This window comes from Streptomyces sp. NPDC059452 (assembly GCF_042750035.1).
GTDB lineage: Bacteria > Actinomycetota > Actinomycetes > Streptomycetales > Streptomycetaceae > Streptomyces.
In genome coordinates this window covers 77,404-90,597 of the sequence record NZ_JBHYVE010000027.1, presented here as the reverse complement: position 1 = coordinate 90,597, position 13,194 = coordinate 77,404, and the positions used below count along the sequence as shown (strand labels likewise).

12 protein-coding genes are annotated in these 13,194 nt (G+C 74.0%); 4 read left to right on the top strand and 8 right to left on the bottom strand.

What is annotated here, in order from left to right; genetic code table 11:
- Positions 1-165 precede the first annotated feature (165 nt).
- Both ACFW9Z_RS29240 and ACFW9Z_RS29235 read left to right on the top strand, forming a co-directional pair.
- A complete protein-coding gene (locus ACFW9Z_RS29240) occupies positions 166-1,431 on the top strand; it encodes a methyltransferase domain-containing protein (RefSeq protein ID WP_384645574.1) in 1,266 nt (421 codons plus the stop codon).
- 767 nt (positions 1,432-2,198) lie between these two features.
- The gene (locus ACFW9Z_RS29235; RefSeq protein ID WP_384645573.1) at positions 2,199-4,274 is read left to right on the top strand and encodes a serine/threonine-protein kinase; all 2,076 of its coding nucleotides are present in this window, start codon (positions 2,199-2,201) and stop codon (positions 4,272-4,274) included.
- Between the two features lie 73 nt (positions 4,275-4,347).
- Here the strand turns inward: ACFW9Z_RS29235 and ACFW9Z_RS29230 are convergent, their stop codons facing one another.
- On the bottom strand, positions 4,348-4,812 hold the full coding sequence (locus ACFW9Z_RS29230) for a VOC family protein (RefSeq protein ID WP_384645572.1): 465 nt from the start codon (positions 4,810-4,812) through the stop codon (positions 4,348-4,350).
- A gap of 90 nt (positions 4,813-4,902) precedes the next feature.
- Positions 4,903-6,414: an MFS transporter gene (locus ACFW9Z_RS29225; RefSeq protein ID WP_384645571.1), complete on the bottom strand. Its 1,512-nt coding sequence runs from the start codon at positions 6,412-6,414 to the stop codon at positions 4,903-4,905.
- Positions 6,415-6,528: 114 nt separating this feature from the next.
- Here ACFW9Z_RS29225 and ACFW9Z_RS29220 point away from each other — a divergent pair, with 114 nt between their 5' ends.
- Positions 6,529-7,230, top strand: a complete 702-nt coding sequence (locus ACFW9Z_RS29220; RefSeq protein ID WP_384645570.1) for a TetR/AcrR family transcriptional regulator — start codon at positions 6,529-6,531, stop codon at positions 7,228-7,230.
- 33 nt (positions 7,231-7,263) lie between these two features.
- On the opposite strand, the gene ACFW9Z_RS29215 is transcribed toward ACFW9Z_RS29220, so the two are convergent.
- The 4 genes from ACFW9Z_RS29215 to tsaB are packed head-to-tail and all read right to left on the bottom strand — an operon-like array spanning position 7,264 to position 9,801.
- Positions 7,264-7,533 (bottom strand): hypothetical protein, encoded by a 270-nt coding sequence (locus ACFW9Z_RS29215; RefSeq protein ID WP_384645569.1) that lies wholly within the window; start codon positions 7,531-7,533, stop codon positions 7,264-7,266.
- Positions 7,530-8,648 (bottom strand): tRNA (adenosine(37)-N6)-threonylcarbamoyltransferase complex transferase subunit TsaD, encoded by a 1,119-nt coding sequence (gene tsaD / locus ACFW9Z_RS29210; RefSeq protein WP_384645568.1) that lies wholly within the window; start codon positions 8,646-8,648, stop codon positions 7,530-7,532. Before tsaD ends, ACFW9Z_RS29215 begins: the two co-directional genes overlap by 4 nt.
- Positions 8,648-9,121, bottom strand: coding sequence for a ribosomal protein S18-alanine N-acetyltransferase (gene rimI, locus ACFW9Z_RS29205; protein ID WP_384645599.1), 474 nt, complete (start codon positions 9,119-9,121; stop codon positions 8,648-8,650). Before rimI ends, tsaD begins: the two co-directional genes overlap by 1 nt.
- Before the next feature lie 29 nt (positions 9,122-9,150).
- A complete protein-coding gene (gene tsaB, locus ACFW9Z_RS29200; protein WP_384645598.1) occupies positions 9,151-9,801 on the bottom strand; it encodes a tRNA (adenosine(37)-N6)-threonylcarbamoyltransferase complex dimerization subunit type 1 TsaB in 651 nt (216 codons plus the stop codon).
- Between the two features lie 210 nt (positions 9,802-10,011).
- Here tsaB and ACFW9Z_RS29195 point away from each other — a divergent pair, with 210 nt between their 5' ends.
- Entirely contained in the window at positions 10,012-10,560 is a 549-nt protein-coding gene (locus ACFW9Z_RS29195; protein WP_384645597.1) for a hypothetical protein, read from the top strand.
- Positions 10,561-10,631: 71 nt separating this feature from the next.
- Here the strand turns inward: ACFW9Z_RS29195 and ACFW9Z_RS29190 are convergent, their stop codons facing one another.
- Both ACFW9Z_RS29190 and ACFW9Z_RS29185 read right to left on the bottom strand, forming a co-directional pair.
- Complete coding sequence (locus ACFW9Z_RS29190) at positions 10,632-10,853, bottom strand: hypothetical protein (RefSeq protein ID WP_384645567.1); 222 nt, start codon at positions 10,851-10,853, stop codon at positions 10,632-10,634.
- A 158-nt stretch (positions 10,854-11,011) separates the two neighbouring features.
- Positions 11,012-13,099 (bottom strand): PQQ-binding-like beta-propeller repeat protein, encoded by a 2,088-nt coding sequence (locus tag ACFW9Z_RS29185; protein ID WP_384645566.1) that lies wholly within the window; start codon positions 13,097-13,099, stop codon positions 11,012-11,014.
- Positions 13,100-13,194 lie beyond the last annotated feature (95 nt).

The following is a 13,194-nucleotide window of genomic DNA, read 5'->3' as shown; positions in this document are numbered from 1 at the left end:
GCATCCTGCCAGCCGACCGCCCGCCTCCGGCCCCGACACCGCGAGGGGACCCGGCCCGTCGCCCGACCGGCCCACAGGGGCCACGCGTCGGCCTGTAGGGGCACGCGTCGGCCTACAGGAGCCGCGCGTCGGCCCCCGGGCGCCCGCCTCCCCGCACCGGACACAATGGGCCGGGTGAACGCATCGACCCCCGCCACCCCGGCCGACGACCCCGCCCGCGCCGCCTTCGCCGCGCTGCGCACCCCCGAGGGCGAGCGCCTGCTGGCCGGGCTGCGCGACCACGACCCCGCCGAGGAGCTGGCCACCGCGACCCGGCTGCGCCGCACGCACCCGGCGGAGCTGGTGTCGGCCGCCCTGGGTCAGGCCCGGCTGCGGCAGCGGGCGGTGGCGAAGTTCGGGGCGGAGGACGCGTACCGGATGTACTTCACGCCCAACGGGGTCGAGCAGGCCACCCGCACCTCGGTCGCCACCCACCGCGCGGCCCGGTTCGCCGCGCTCGGCGTGCGGAGCGTGGCGGACCTGTGCTGCGGGATCGGCGGCGACGCCATCGCGCTGGCCCGCGCCGGGATCGCCGTCCTCGCCGTGGACCGCGACCCGCTCACCGCCGAGGTGGCCCGCGCCAACGCGGAGGCGCTCGGCCTGGGTTCGCTCATCGAGGTGCGGTGCGCCGACGTCACGGAGATCGACACCTCTCCGTACGACGCGGTCTTCGTGGACCCGGCCCGGCGGGGCGGACGCGGCAGGATCTTCGATCCGGAGGCGTACTCACCGCCCCTGTCCTGGGCCACGGCCGCCGCCCTGAAGGCTCCTCGCGCGGCGCTGAAGATCGCGCCCGGCATCCCGCACGAGGCGATCGGCCCGGAGGCGGAGGCCGAGTGGATCTCGGACGGGGGCGATGTGAAGGAGGCGGTGCTCTGGTACGGGGAGGGGTTCGCGCCCGGTGCGTTCCGGGCCACCCTGCTGCCGTCCGGGGCCACCCTGACCGCCCCGGCCCCACTGCCCGCCCCGCCCGTGGGCCCGGTCGGGCGCTATCTGTACGAGCCGGACGGCGCGGTGATCCGGGCGCACCTGGTCGCCGACATCGTGGAGCGGTGCGGCGGGCGGCTGGTGGACGAGACGATCGCGTACGTCACGAGCGATGTGCCGTACTCCTCCCCGTACGTCGCCGGGTACGAGATCACCGATCAGCTGCCGTTCAGCATGAAGCGGCTCAAGGCGCTGCTGCGGGAGCGTCAGGTGGGCGTGCTGACCGTCAAGAAGCGGGGTTCGGCGGTCGAACCGGAGGAGCTGCGCCGCCGGATGAAGCTGAGTGGCCCGAACTCGGTGACGGTGTTCCTGACCCGGGTGGCCGGGGCGCCGACGATGCTGATCGGCCACCCGGCGGGCCCGTCAGGACACGCAGCACCCAGCGGCGGTGCGCCAACGCCTTGACGGCGCCGATGAGTCCGGTCAGCCAGGCGACCATGCCCAGGCCCATGATCATCGCGACCATGCCGTACGTGTCGTCGCCGGGCCGGGCGCTCGCCGGGCCGATCACGCAGAGCGCCAGCCCGGCCGCCGCCAGGACGAACGACAGCAGCAGCCAGACCAGGCTCACCCCGGGCAGCCGCAGCTCCCGGTCGCGCTCCGGGTCGCGCCCCAGCGCGCCCCACTCCACCAGCAGCGCGCGGACCTTCCGGTCGCGGGCCAGGTACAGGCAGACGAAGGCGACGGCGGGGATCAGCACCGCCGCCCCGAAGAGCAGGGAGAAGAATCCGGCGATCCCGCCGAAGAAGTCGCCCGCCTGCTCGAAGATGACGATCCCGGACCCCACGAGCAGCCACCCGAAGGCGGCGAGCCCGGCCCACATCCCCAGCACACCGAGCCGCCCCGGCCCCACATGCATCCGCACCAGCGCGCCCAGGACCAGCGCCCGGTCGGCGAGCATCGCCTCGCGGTCCGGCCAGGTCCGGATCTCCACGGGAGGCGGGGGCGGGGGAAGGGCGGCACGGCGTTGCATGTCCAGGACACTACCGGCCTCGGGAGCGCGGCCCCGAAGGCGGCCTTGACGGTCCCGCCCCGTCCGATGCCCCATCAGAAACCCTGTGACAGGAGGTCGGGGCGCGGTGCAACCGGCGACTCCCTGCCGCGTGTCTCCTGTTGCGGATACAGTACGGGCTCGTTTCGGGACCACAGGCGCCGTCGGGGGAAGCAGCACGATGACCAGTCAGCAGCAGGGCCGCGACGGGGTTTTCCAGCCGTTGGAGGAGAGCGATCCGCGGACGGTGGCCGGATACCGGCTGACCGCGAAGCTCGGCTCCGGCGGGATGGGCAAGGTCTACCTCTCGTACACGCCCGGCGGGCGGCCCGTCGCCATCAAGGTGATCCGGCCGGACTTCAGCGAGGACGCCGAGTTCCGCCGCCGCTTCCAGCAGGAGGTCCAGGCCGCCCAGCGGGTGCAGGGCCTCTACACCGCGCCGGTCATCGACAGTGACACCGAGAGCGCCCAGCAGTGGCTCGCCACCGCCTATGTCCCCGGCCCGTCCCTCGCCTCGGCGGTCGGCGAGCACGGGCCGCTCCCGGTCCCCGCGATCCTGCTGCTCGTCGCGGGCATGGCCGAGGCGCTGCACGTCATCCACGGGGCGGGCATCGTCCACCGCGACCTCAAGCCGTCCAACGTGCTGCTGGCCGCCGACGGGCCGAGGGTGATCGACTTCGGCATCGCACGGGCCGCCGACGCGACCTCGCTCACCGGCAGCGGGGTCACCGTCGGGACCCCGGCGTTCATGGCCCCGGAGCAGGCGGCGGGCAGGCCCGTGGCGGCGGCGACCGACATCTTCGCCCTCGGCCAGGTCGCCGCCTTCGCCTCGACCGGCGCGCCCGCCTTCGGTGAGGGCACCTCGCACGGGGTGCTGTACCGGATCGTGCACGAGGAGCCGGATCTGACGGAGGTCCCCGAGGAGCTGCGGGAGCTGGTCACCCGCTGCCTGGCCAAGTCGCCCGAGGACCGGCCCTCGGTGGCCGAGGTCATCGACATGTGCCGCACCGCCAACAGCGAGACCCAGTTGCGCCGCCCGGAGGACTGGCTGCCGCTCGCGGTGGCCGCCGACATCACCGTACGGGCGGCCGCACCGGCCCCCGACCGCACCCCGCCGCCTCCGTCCACCCCGCCGACGGCCCCGGTCACGGCACCCGGGACTCCCCTGCCCACCGCTCCCGGGACTCCCCCGCCCACGGCCCCGGTCACCACGCCCGGGACGCCTCCGGCGACCGCCCCGGTGACGGTGGCCCAGCAGCCGCCGACCGTGCCCGCACCGGCCGCACCGGCCACCCCCGCGGCCCCGCATCCGGCCGCGCCGGTGAACCCGGCGGCCCCCGGTGCGTACGGGTATCCGGCGCCGCCGCAGGGCGCGTACGGCTACCCGGCGCACGCGGGGCCCGCGCAGCAGCAGCCCGGTCCGTACGGATACCCGCAGGCGGGCACGCCCGCCGGGGGTTACGCCGCCGGTGGCTACCCGACGGCGTACCCGCCCACCGGCCCGCAGCAGACGCACCAGCAGCCCGGAACGCCCGGAACACCCGGGACTCCCACGACGGAGAAGCCGGAGAAGCCGACGAAGAAGCGCACCGGCCTCTTCGTCACGATCGCCGTCGTCGCGGCCCTCATCGCCGGTGCCGGCGGCGGGTACGCGCTGTTCGGGCCCGAGGACGACGCGGACGGCGGGAAGAACCAGAAGCAGGAGCAGAACCAGGCGGGCGGCCCCTCGAAGCAGCAGGAGAAGCCGCAGGGAAGTTCGCAGGACACGTCGCAGGAGAAGGAGCCCGCCGCGAGCACGCCGTCGAACAGCGCCGACGCTCCGGACGACGACGATGACGACGAGGGCAGCGGCGCCGCACCGCTGCCGGACCCCGAGCCCGTCCCGTACAAGTCGATCGATCTGACCAGCGGCTACCACCTGTCGCTCGCGGACAGCACGGACAGCCCGCGCAGCGGCAGCATGCGGGGCGACTTCACGTACAACGCGAGCGGCACCGCGGTGCGCACGGACGGGTCGATGGTGCTGCTGAACCCGGGGCAGGAGGGTGACCTGCAGACCTGCCGGTCCGAGACCCGGTTCTCCACGAGCCTGGCCCTGGACCGGCTGGTGCGGGGCACCCAGATCTGTGTCCGTACGGAGAACGGGCACCTGGGCCTGATCGTCGTACGGGCCCTGCCCTCGGCCACCGCGGCGGCCAACTACATGACGCTGGACGTGACCGTGTGGCGCAACGCCATCGCGGTCGAGGAGCCGTAGGAGTCAGCAGGAGGCGGCCCGCAGGCCCCGGTCCCGCCGGAGGACCGGGGCCCGGTACCGCCACAGGGCCCGGTCAGGCGTCCCGCAGCGCCTGGATGTCCAGTTTCCCCATGGAGAGCATCGCCTTCATGGTGCGCTGCGCCTTCGCCGGATCCGGGTCGGCCAGCAGCTTCGGGAGCTCGTTCGGGACGATCTGCCAGGAGACGCCGTACCGGTCCTTGAGCCAGCCGCACTGACCCTCCTCGCCGCCCTCGGAGAGCGCGGCCCAGAGCCGGTCCACCTCGGCCTGGTCCGCGCAGTCCACGGAGAGCGAGATCGCCTCGGTGAAGGGGAACTGCGGTCCGCCGTTGAGGCCCAGGTACTCCTGGCCCGCGAGCCGGAAGCTGACGGTGAGGACGGAGCCGGTCTCGCCGGGGCCGGATTCGCCGTAGTAGCCGATGTCCGTGATGCGGGAGTCGCCGCCGAAGATCGCGACGTAGTGCTCGGCCGCCTCCTTCGCCTTGCCGTCGTACCAGAGACAGGGGGTGATCTTCTGCATGGTCGTCTTCTCCTCGTCGGGCCGCCCCGGGTCCGGGGCGCGCAGGCCTCGTAAAGCGTCTGGTGGGTAGACCGGCCCGGACGGCAGAACTCATCGGCCGGCGGCATCCCCTTCATGCTCTGCCGCGATCGGCTCAGCAGCCACCGGGCCGCCTCCGGAGACCGGGCGCTCCCCCGGCAGCAGGACGTACGCGGCCAGCGCGGCGGCCGCCAGGAGCCCGGCCGCGACCCAGAAGGCGGCCGCGTACCCCGAGGAGAGCGCCGTACGCCCGGTGGCACCGCCCGTGACCTGGGCGGCGACGGTGACCAGGACCGCGAGGCCGAGCGAACCGCCGACCTGCCGGGAGCTGTTGAGCAGCCCGGACGCCATACCGGTCTCGCCGGGCACCACGTCGGTCGTGGCCGCCGTGCCGAGCGGGACGAAGCAGAGGCCGATACCGAGGGAACAGAGCAGCGACGGGCCGAGGATCGAGGCGAGGAAGGAGCCGTCGACCGTGGCGGTCGCCGCGAACCAGCCCATCCCCAGCGCCGCCAGCGCGCCGCCCGCGGTCATCAGCCGCCGGATGCCGAGCGCCGCGACCGCGCGGGTGGCCAGGATCGAGCCCGCGACGACGCCCACGCAGAACGGCAGGAACGCGAACCCGGCGGCGGTCGCCCCGTACCCGAGGACCAGCTGCATGTAGAGCGAGACGAAGTAGAACGCGCCGAACTGGGCCGAGGCCAGCAGCAGACAGAACAGGTTGGCGGTGAGCACCGGCCGCCCGCGCAGCAGGCCGGGACGGAGCAGGGGCGAAGCCGTACGGAGTTCGACGGCGACGAAGGCGGCCAGCAGGAGCACCGCCGCGCCGAGCGTGGAGAGCGTGACGGCCGAGCCCCAGCCGTCCTCCGAGGCCCGTACGAGCCCGAGGACCAGGAGCGTCGTCCCGGCGGTGGCGAGGAGGGCTCCGGCGAGGTCCAGCCGGGCGCCGGTCCGCCGCTGCCCGCCGACCGGTCCGGAGCGCGCGGCGGCGGCCAGGGCGAAGGCCACGATCGGCACGTTGACGAGCATCACGGCCCGCCAGCCCGCCGCGTCGGTGAGCACACCGCCCGCCAGCACCCCGACCGCACCGCCCGCCGCCCCCGCCATGCCCCAGAGCCCGAGCGCCCGGGAGCGGGCGGGCCCGGCCGGGAAGGCGAGGGTGATCAGGGCGAACGCCACCGGGGCGAGGGCGGCGGCGCCGACGCCCTGGACCGCTCGCGCGGCCACCAGCGAACCGGGGGACCAGGCAAGGCCCCCGGCCAGGCTGGCCAGGCCGAAGAGGACGAGCCCGGCCGTCAGGACGCGGCGCGGACCGGCGAGGTCGGCGAGCCGGCCGCCGAGCAGGAGGAGCCCGCCGAAGGCGAGGGCGTACGCGTTCACCACCCAGAGCAGCCCGTCCCGGCCGAAGCCGAGGTCGCTGCGGATGTCGGGGAGGGCCACGTTCACCACGGACATGTCGAGCGACACCAGGAACTGCACGGTGAGCGCCACCACCAGCAGCCACCGCGCATGCCGCGCCGCCGCGCCCGCCTCGGTCTCCGCCTCCGGACCGCTTCCCGCCGAGCTGTCCACCGTGCCGCCCATGACGCGCCCTCCCCTTCGCCGAACCTCGCCGATCCCCGGCCAGAGAATTACCATACACGTATAGAAAATAAACCCGCCGGTACGGAACAGGACCCGAAAGGGGAGAATGCCCAGGTGCCAGGCAGCGAGAAGACCGAGAAGCAGACCCGGAAGACCGCGCAGAAGAAACCCGTGGGCCGCCCCCGCAGGCTGGACCCGGACGTGATGGTCGCCACCGCGCGCCGCATCGTCGAGGAGGAGGGCGTGGCGGCCCTGTCCATGCGGCGGGTGGCGAAGGAGCTGGGCAGCACGCCGATGGCGCTCTACCACTACGTGCAGGACAAGGACGAGCTGCTGATGCTCACCCTCTCCGGCACCGCGGCCGCCTTTCCGCGCCCGGAGCTGCCGGAGGACCCGCGCGAGCGGATGGTGGCGGTGGCCGTGCACATGCACGAGATCATCGGCAGGATCCCCTGGGTGCTGGACATCCTGGCGCTCGGCGAGCTGACGGACCGCAACGCCCTGTGGATGGTGGAGGAGATCATCGACTGCGCCCTGGCCTGCGGCCTCTCCCCCGCCCGCTCGGTGCGCGCGTACCGGACGATCTGGAGTTACGTCTACGGCGACCTGGTCTTCCGCAGGGCGGCGGCCCGCCGGGCGGAGCAGCCCTCGCGCCGGGAGTTCTTCCCGGAGATGATCACGGAGAAGGACGCGGCGGAGCTGCCCCGGCTCACCGAGGTGAAGGAGCACTGGCGGGAGTACGCCGCCGACTACGAGACCGCCGCCGAGCTGGACGCGATCGTGGAGGGGCTGATCAGCCGACGGGCGCGGGGCTGACGGGCCTCGTAAAGACGCCGCTGAAGGCGCCCCTCACCCCACCGCCTCGAACCGCCACCGGTGCACCGGCCGGGTGATCAGGGCGGCGTCGGGCTCGGGGAGTTCGGGGAGGTCGTCCCCGTACGAGGCACCCTCCCACCACGTCATGACCAGTACCCGGTCCTGCGGGGCGCGCAGGAGTTCGCGGCGGGCCGGTTCGCGGGAGAGCTCGGCGGACCGGGCGCGGGCCCACTCCAGGAGTTCGCCGCCCCGGCCGTCCACGGCGCGCGCCTCCCACATCAGGACGATGCTCGCGCCGCTCATGAGTACAGGTTGTCCTTGCTGATCTCGTGCACGTGGTCGTGATCGTGCGCATGCCCATGGCCATGCGCGGCCCCCGGCACATGCGGCTCCGTCACCGGCAGCGAGGAGTCCGCCGAGAGCTCCAGATCGGAGGGGCGCCGGTTGCGGGCGACCATCTCCGCGCCGAGCGCCGCGACCATCGCGCCGTTGTCCGTGCAGAGCCCGGGGCGCGGCACCCGCAGCCGGATACCCGCCCGCTCGCACCGCTCCTGCGCCAGCGCGCGGAGCCGGGAGTTGGCCGCGACCCCGCCGCCGATCATCAGGTGGTCGACGCCCTCGTCCTTGCAGGCCCGCACCGCCTTTCGGGTCAGCACGTCCACCACGGCCTCCTGGAAGGACGCCGCCACATCCCGTACGGGCACCTCCTCGCCCGCCGCGCGCTTCGCCTCGATCCAGCGGGCGACCGAGGTCTTCAGGCCGGAGAAGGAGAAGTCGTACGGGGCGTCGCGCGGGCCGGTCAGACCGCGCGGGAAGGCGATGGACTTCGGGTCGCCCTCCTTCGCGAGGCGGTCGATGACCGGGCCGCCGGGGAAGCCGAGGTTCAGCACGCGCGCGATCTTGTCGAACGCCTCGCCCGCCGCGTCGTCGATGGTCGCGCCGAGCGGCCGGACGTCGGCGGTGATGTCGGGTGCCAGCAGCAGGGACGAGTGGCCGCCGCTGACCAGGAGCGCCATGGTCGGCTCGGGCAGCGGGCCGTGTTCCAGCTGGTCGACGCAGATGTGCGAGGCGAGGTGGTTGACCCCGTAGAGCGGCTTGTTCAGGGCGTACGCGTACGCCTTCGCGGCCGAGACGCCGACCAGCAGCGCCCCCGCGAGCCCGGGGCCCGAGGTGACGGCGATCCCGTCGAGGTCGCGGGCGCCGACCCCGGCCTCCTTGAGGGCGCGCTCGATGGTGGGGACCATCGCCTCCAGGTGGGCGCGGGAGGCGATCTCCGGGACGACGCCGCCGAAGCGGGCGTGGGTGTCGACGCTGGAGGCGACGGCGTCCGCGAGCAGGGTGGTCCCGCGCACGATGCCGACGCCGGTCTCGTCGCAGGAGGTCTCGATGCCGAGTACGAGGGGTTCGTCGGCAGCCATCATTCAGTCCCGTTTTCCGATACGTGGTCTTGCATGGTGAGGCGCATGACCAAGGCGTCGATGTTCCCCGGCTGGTAGTAGCCGCGCCGGAAGCCGATCGGCTCGAAGCCGAAGCGCTCGTACAGCTTCTGCGCGCGGACGTTGTCGACCCGGACTTCGAGGAGCACGGTGGCGCACTCGAAGGCGGTCGCGGCCTTCAGCAGGTCGGTGAGGAGTTCGGAGCCGAGGCCGGTGCCCCACGCCTCGCGGCTGACCGCGATGGTCTGGACGTCGGAGAGGTCGCCGAGCGCGGCGAGCCCCGCGTACCCGGTGATCCGGCCGGTGGCCGGGTCCTCGGCGACGACGTAGTGGCGGGTGGCGCCGGGGCCGCGGGCGTGGGCCAGCTCGGACCAGAACATGCCGGGCGACCAGGCGTCGTCCGGGAAGAGCGCGTGTTCCAGCTCCAGCACCGGTTCGATGTCCCACCAGCGCATCTCGCGCAGTACGGCGGCGGTGGTGACGCTCACTTCGGGGTGACCACCTTGTAGTTCTTCGGGACCTGGGCGTCGGGACGGCGCAGATAGAGCGGCTGCGGCTCCAGCAGCTCCTGCCCGGCGGCGAGCCGTTCGGCGGCGAGCGCGGCGAGCGCCCCGGCGGCGACGTGCTCGGGGCCGCGCGCGTCCGGGAAGGCGTCCGGGTAGAGCAGCGCGCCCGCGCCGACCACGGGGAGCCCGGCGAGCGCCCCGGCGATGTCGGCGGGCCGGTCGACGGCCGGGTCCCCCGTACGGGTGCGGGCGTCCTCGTACCGCGCCCAGTAGACCTCCTTGCGGCGCGCGTCCGTCGCCACGGCGAAGGGCCCCTCCAGACCGCCGTCCTGCCCGGCGGCGTACGCGAGGCCGTCCAGGGTGCAGAGGCCGTGCACGGGTACGGAGAGGGCGGAGCCGAAGGTGGCGGCGGTGACCAGGCCGACCCGCAGCCCGGTGTACGGGCCGGGGCCGACGCCCACGACCACGCCCGTCACGGCGTCGAGCTTCACCCCGGCCTCGGCGAGGACCCGGTCGACGGCGGGGAGCAGCAGTTCGCCGTGGCGGCGGGCGTCGACCTGGCCGGAGGAGGCGATGACGGACGTACCGTCGTGCAGGGCGACGGTGACGGCGGGCGTGGCGGTATCCATGGCGAGCAAGAGCACACAAACAGCCTACGGCTCCGCCGACGGCGGTACGGCGCCCGTACGGCGTCCCGGCCTGCCCGTCCCCTGCTGCTACCGTCACCGGGTATCCGCGGGTACGACGTAAACGCTTGTACGACAACGTCGGTGTAGACAGTCGGTGTAGACATACGGCGGGCGAAAGGGGAGCTCACGGTGGCTAGGGGAAGCTCGGGAATGGTGGCCGGGCTCACTGCGGCGGCGGTCGTCGTGGTCTGCGTCCTCGCCTACCAGGCATCGGCGAACGCACCCGATTCGGTGGCGTCCCCCTCCTCGGCCGCCCCGAAGGCCTCGGCGTCCGCCACGGCCCAGCCCACCGCGAAGCCGAAGCCCACGAAGGACGCCCTCGCGGTCCCGGCGGACTCGGGCACCGGTGAGCGCGTCGTCTACGCGCTGAAGGACCGGCGGGTCTGGCTGGTGGACGGCAACGGCAAGGCGCTGCGCACCTTCACCGTGATGCCGAGCCCCGTCAGCCCGCCGCCCGGCGTCTACCAGGTCACCTCGCGCTCGGGCACGGTCCAGGGCTCCGACGGCGTACCGATCGAGCACGTGGTGCGCTTCGCCAACGTGGACGACGTGGCGATCGGCTTCAGCGCGGCGCAGGACGGCTCGATGGAGGCCCCGGACCCGACGTCGAAGACGGGCGGTGTGCGGATGAAGCGCGAGGACGGCAACGCGATGTGGACGTTCGCGACGGTCGGCGCCAAGGTGGTCGTCGTCCGGTAACAGCCGTCGTCCGACGACACCACCGGACGGCCTCCGACCACACCACCGGACAGCCGCGGACGGACGACGTCCTACGCGGCCCGGCGCCGCACAGTGCTCTCCCGCCCGGTCTCCTCGTCCCCGGCGGCCCCATCGGCCCTGTCCGCCGCGCCCGGCCCGTCCGCCGCATCGCTCGGCGGGGTGGAGACCGCGGTGGCCGCCGCGTACGAAGCCAGCAGGTCCTTCATCGACAGGGCGGACGGCGTCGGCTGCTGCGGCCGGGGCTGCTGCTCCGCGCGCTCGGGCGTCGGCATGGATGCCTCCTGGGGCTCCGGTGGAGGTCGTGGTTAGGTAGACCTAACCAGGTCTCGTACCCATGTGACCACGACCACCGTCCCGTGCGCAACAATTTACCGACACCCCGTCGGGAAGGTCCGGTGAAGGGTGCCGGAAGGCGCTCGTGCCGGGAGCCTCAGAAGACGGGCAGTGCGCTCAGCGATGTGCCGTCGGTGAGGAAGACCCGTCCGCCGTCGGCATTCAGCCAGTACCGGTCGGGGTGGTCGATCAGCCGGAACACCCAGGACGTACGGTCGCCGACCAGGTCCAGGACGTTGATCCCGCCCCCGGTGCTGCCGACCACCGGCGCCCAGAAGCCCTCGCCGTGCACGACGAGCGGGCCGTGCGGGTCGCACTCGACCAGCCCCTCGTACACCCAGTCGGTCCCCTGGCCGTCGGCCAGGGCCCGCCGTCGCGGAACACCCAGGACGGCCGCGTACACATGCGGCCCCACGATCGTCGGCGGCCCCCAGAACACCGTGAGGTCCAGGCCCTTCTTCAGCTTCGGCGCCTCGTGCCAGCGCTCCTTGCCGCTGGTGGCGTCGAGGGCGACCAGGCGGTGTCCGGTCACGACGGCGGTGTCCCCGCCGACCGCCAGGCCCGGCCTCCCCTCCGCCTGGTCGGGGAGCGTCCACGCCCGGCGGCCGTCCCCCGTGGCCAGCGCGACGACATCGCGGGTTCCGGCCAGCACCAGGCGCCCCGGGGCGAGCACGCCGCGCGCACGGGACGTGCCGGTCAGCTCGATGCCGGAGTCGGCGGTCCAGCGCACCCGGCCGTCCGACCGGCCGATGCTCCGGACCCGGCCGCCCTCGGTGACCACGTAGACCGCGTCGTCGTCCGCCGCCAGGAAGGTGGCCACCTCCGCCTCGTCGGCCGTCCACTTGGGTTCGCCCGTGGACGCCACGTAGGTGCGCAGCACGCCGTTGCGGTCGGCCGCGGCCACCAGCCGGTCCGAGAGCGACACATAGCGCCGGACGGCATCGGCGTCCGGCGCCTTCCAGGCCACCGAACCGTCCACGACCCGGCGCGCCACCAGTCCGCCGCCGGGCGCCCCGGCCACGATGACGTCGCGTACCGGCAGCGGTGCCGGGGTCTGCGCGTCCATCGCCGACTCGACGGTCCACAGCGGGTCGGGGGTCTGCCCGTGGACGTAGTCGCCCCGCTCGGCGGAGTACGGGCGGGCCTTCGGCGTCGCCACCGCGGGCGGGATGTCGAACGGGTCGTCCGCCCGCCCGCGCCACCACACCGCGCCGCCGCCACCGGCCGCCACCACCCCGCCGACGGCCAGCGCGGTCAGCACCCGGCGGCGCGTCACGGGCTTCCCGGTCCCCTGTGCGGGCAGCGTGGTCAGCAGGCCGAGGCCGCGCTCGCGCTCGGTGACGTCCTGGGCGATCGGCCCCTTCTTCCAGACCCGCCCGGCCCCGCGCGGCGGGTCGAAGGCCGGGATCAGCTGCTCCGGGGTGGGCCGGTGCGCGGGATCCTTGGCCAGCAGCGGGGCGATCAGGGGCCGTAGCCCGTCGGGGACGGCGTGCAGCCTCGGTTCGCCGTGGACGACCTCGTACTGCACCGCGGCGACATGCGCCCCCTCGTACGCCCGCTGCCCGCTCGATGCGTACACCAGCACGGCACCCAGCGAGAAGAGGTCGGCCGCCGGGCCCACCCGGTGGCCGAGCACCTGCTCGGGCGCCCCGTAGCCGGGGGTGACCGGGATCTGGCCGGTCGTGGTCAGGGTGAAGCCGTGCTCGGGCCGCGCGATGCCGAAGTCGATGACCCGGGGGCCCGAGGAGGTGAGCACGATGTTGGACGGCTTCAGGTCGCGGTGGACCAGACCGGCGGCGTGGATGTCCCGCAGCGCACGGGCCAGCGCCACGGCGAGGACCCGCACGGCGGGGTCGTCGAGGGGCCCGTGCGCCCGGACCGCCTCGTCGAGGGTGGGGCCGACGAGGAACTCGCTGGCGATCCACGGGCGGCCGCCGTCCGTCCGGGTGTCCAGCACCCGTGCGACGCCGTCGCCCGTGACGGCCTGGGCCATCCGCGCCTCGCGGACGAAGCGCTGCGTCAGGTTCTGGTCGTGGGCGAGGTGGGCGTGCAGGACCTTCACGGCGGCGGCCCGCCCCTGGGCGTCCTGCCCCACGTACACCCGGCCCATACCGCCCTCGCCCAGGACGCCGCGCAGATGGTACGGGCCGAGGCTGATCGGGTCGCCGGATTCCAGGGGGCGCATGTGCAGCGGTGCCTTTCGTGGGGTGGGTGGGCTCTGTTGGTTCGTGCCGTCGGTTCGTGTCGTCGGTCGTACGAGGGTGGGGCGCGGCGTGCGGT

Coding starts and splice junctions, on each gene's coding strand:
- ACFW9Z_RS29240 (WP_384645574.1), top strand. CDS start 166: ATGGGCCGGGTGAACGCATCGACCCCCGCCACCCCGGCCGACGACCCC.
- ACFW9Z_RS29235 (WP_384645573.1), top strand. CDS start 2,199: ATGACCAGTCAGCAGCAGGGCCGCGACGGGGTTTTCCAGCCGTTGGAG.
- ACFW9Z_RS29230 (WP_384645572.1), bottom strand. CDS start 4,812: ATGCAGAAGATCACCCCCTGTCTCTGGTACGACGGCAAGGCGAAGGAG.
- ACFW9Z_RS29225 (WP_384645571.1), bottom strand. CDS start 6,414: ATGGGCGGCACGGTGGACAGCTCGGCGGGAAGCGGTCCGGAGGCGGAG.
- ACFW9Z_RS29215 (WP_384645569.1), bottom strand. CDS start 7,533: ATGAGCGGCGCGAGCATCGTCCTGATGTGGGAGGCGCGCGCCGTGGAC.
- tsaD (WP_384645568.1), bottom strand. CDS start 8,648: ATGGCTGCCGACGAACCCCTCGTACTCGGCATCGAGACCTCCTGCGAC.
- rimI (WP_384645599.1), bottom strand. CDS start 9,121: ATGCGCTGGTGGGACATCGAACCGGTGCTGGAGCTGGAACACGCGCTC.
- tsaB (WP_384645598.1), bottom strand. CDS start 9,801: ATGGATACCGCCACGCCCGCCGTCACCGTCGCCCTGCACGACGGTACG.
- ACFW9Z_RS29195 (WP_384645597.1), top strand. CDS start 10,012: ATGGTGGCCGGGCTCACTGCGGCGGCGGTCGTCGTGGTCTGCGTCCTC.
- ACFW9Z_RS29190 (WP_384645567.1), bottom strand. CDS start 10,853: ATGCCGACGCCCGAGCGCGCGGAGCAGCAGCCCCGGCCGCAGCAGCCG.
- ACFW9Z_RS29185 (WP_384645566.1), bottom strand. CDS start 13,099: ATGCGCCCCCTGGAATCCGGCGACCCGATCAGCCTCGGCCCGTACCAT.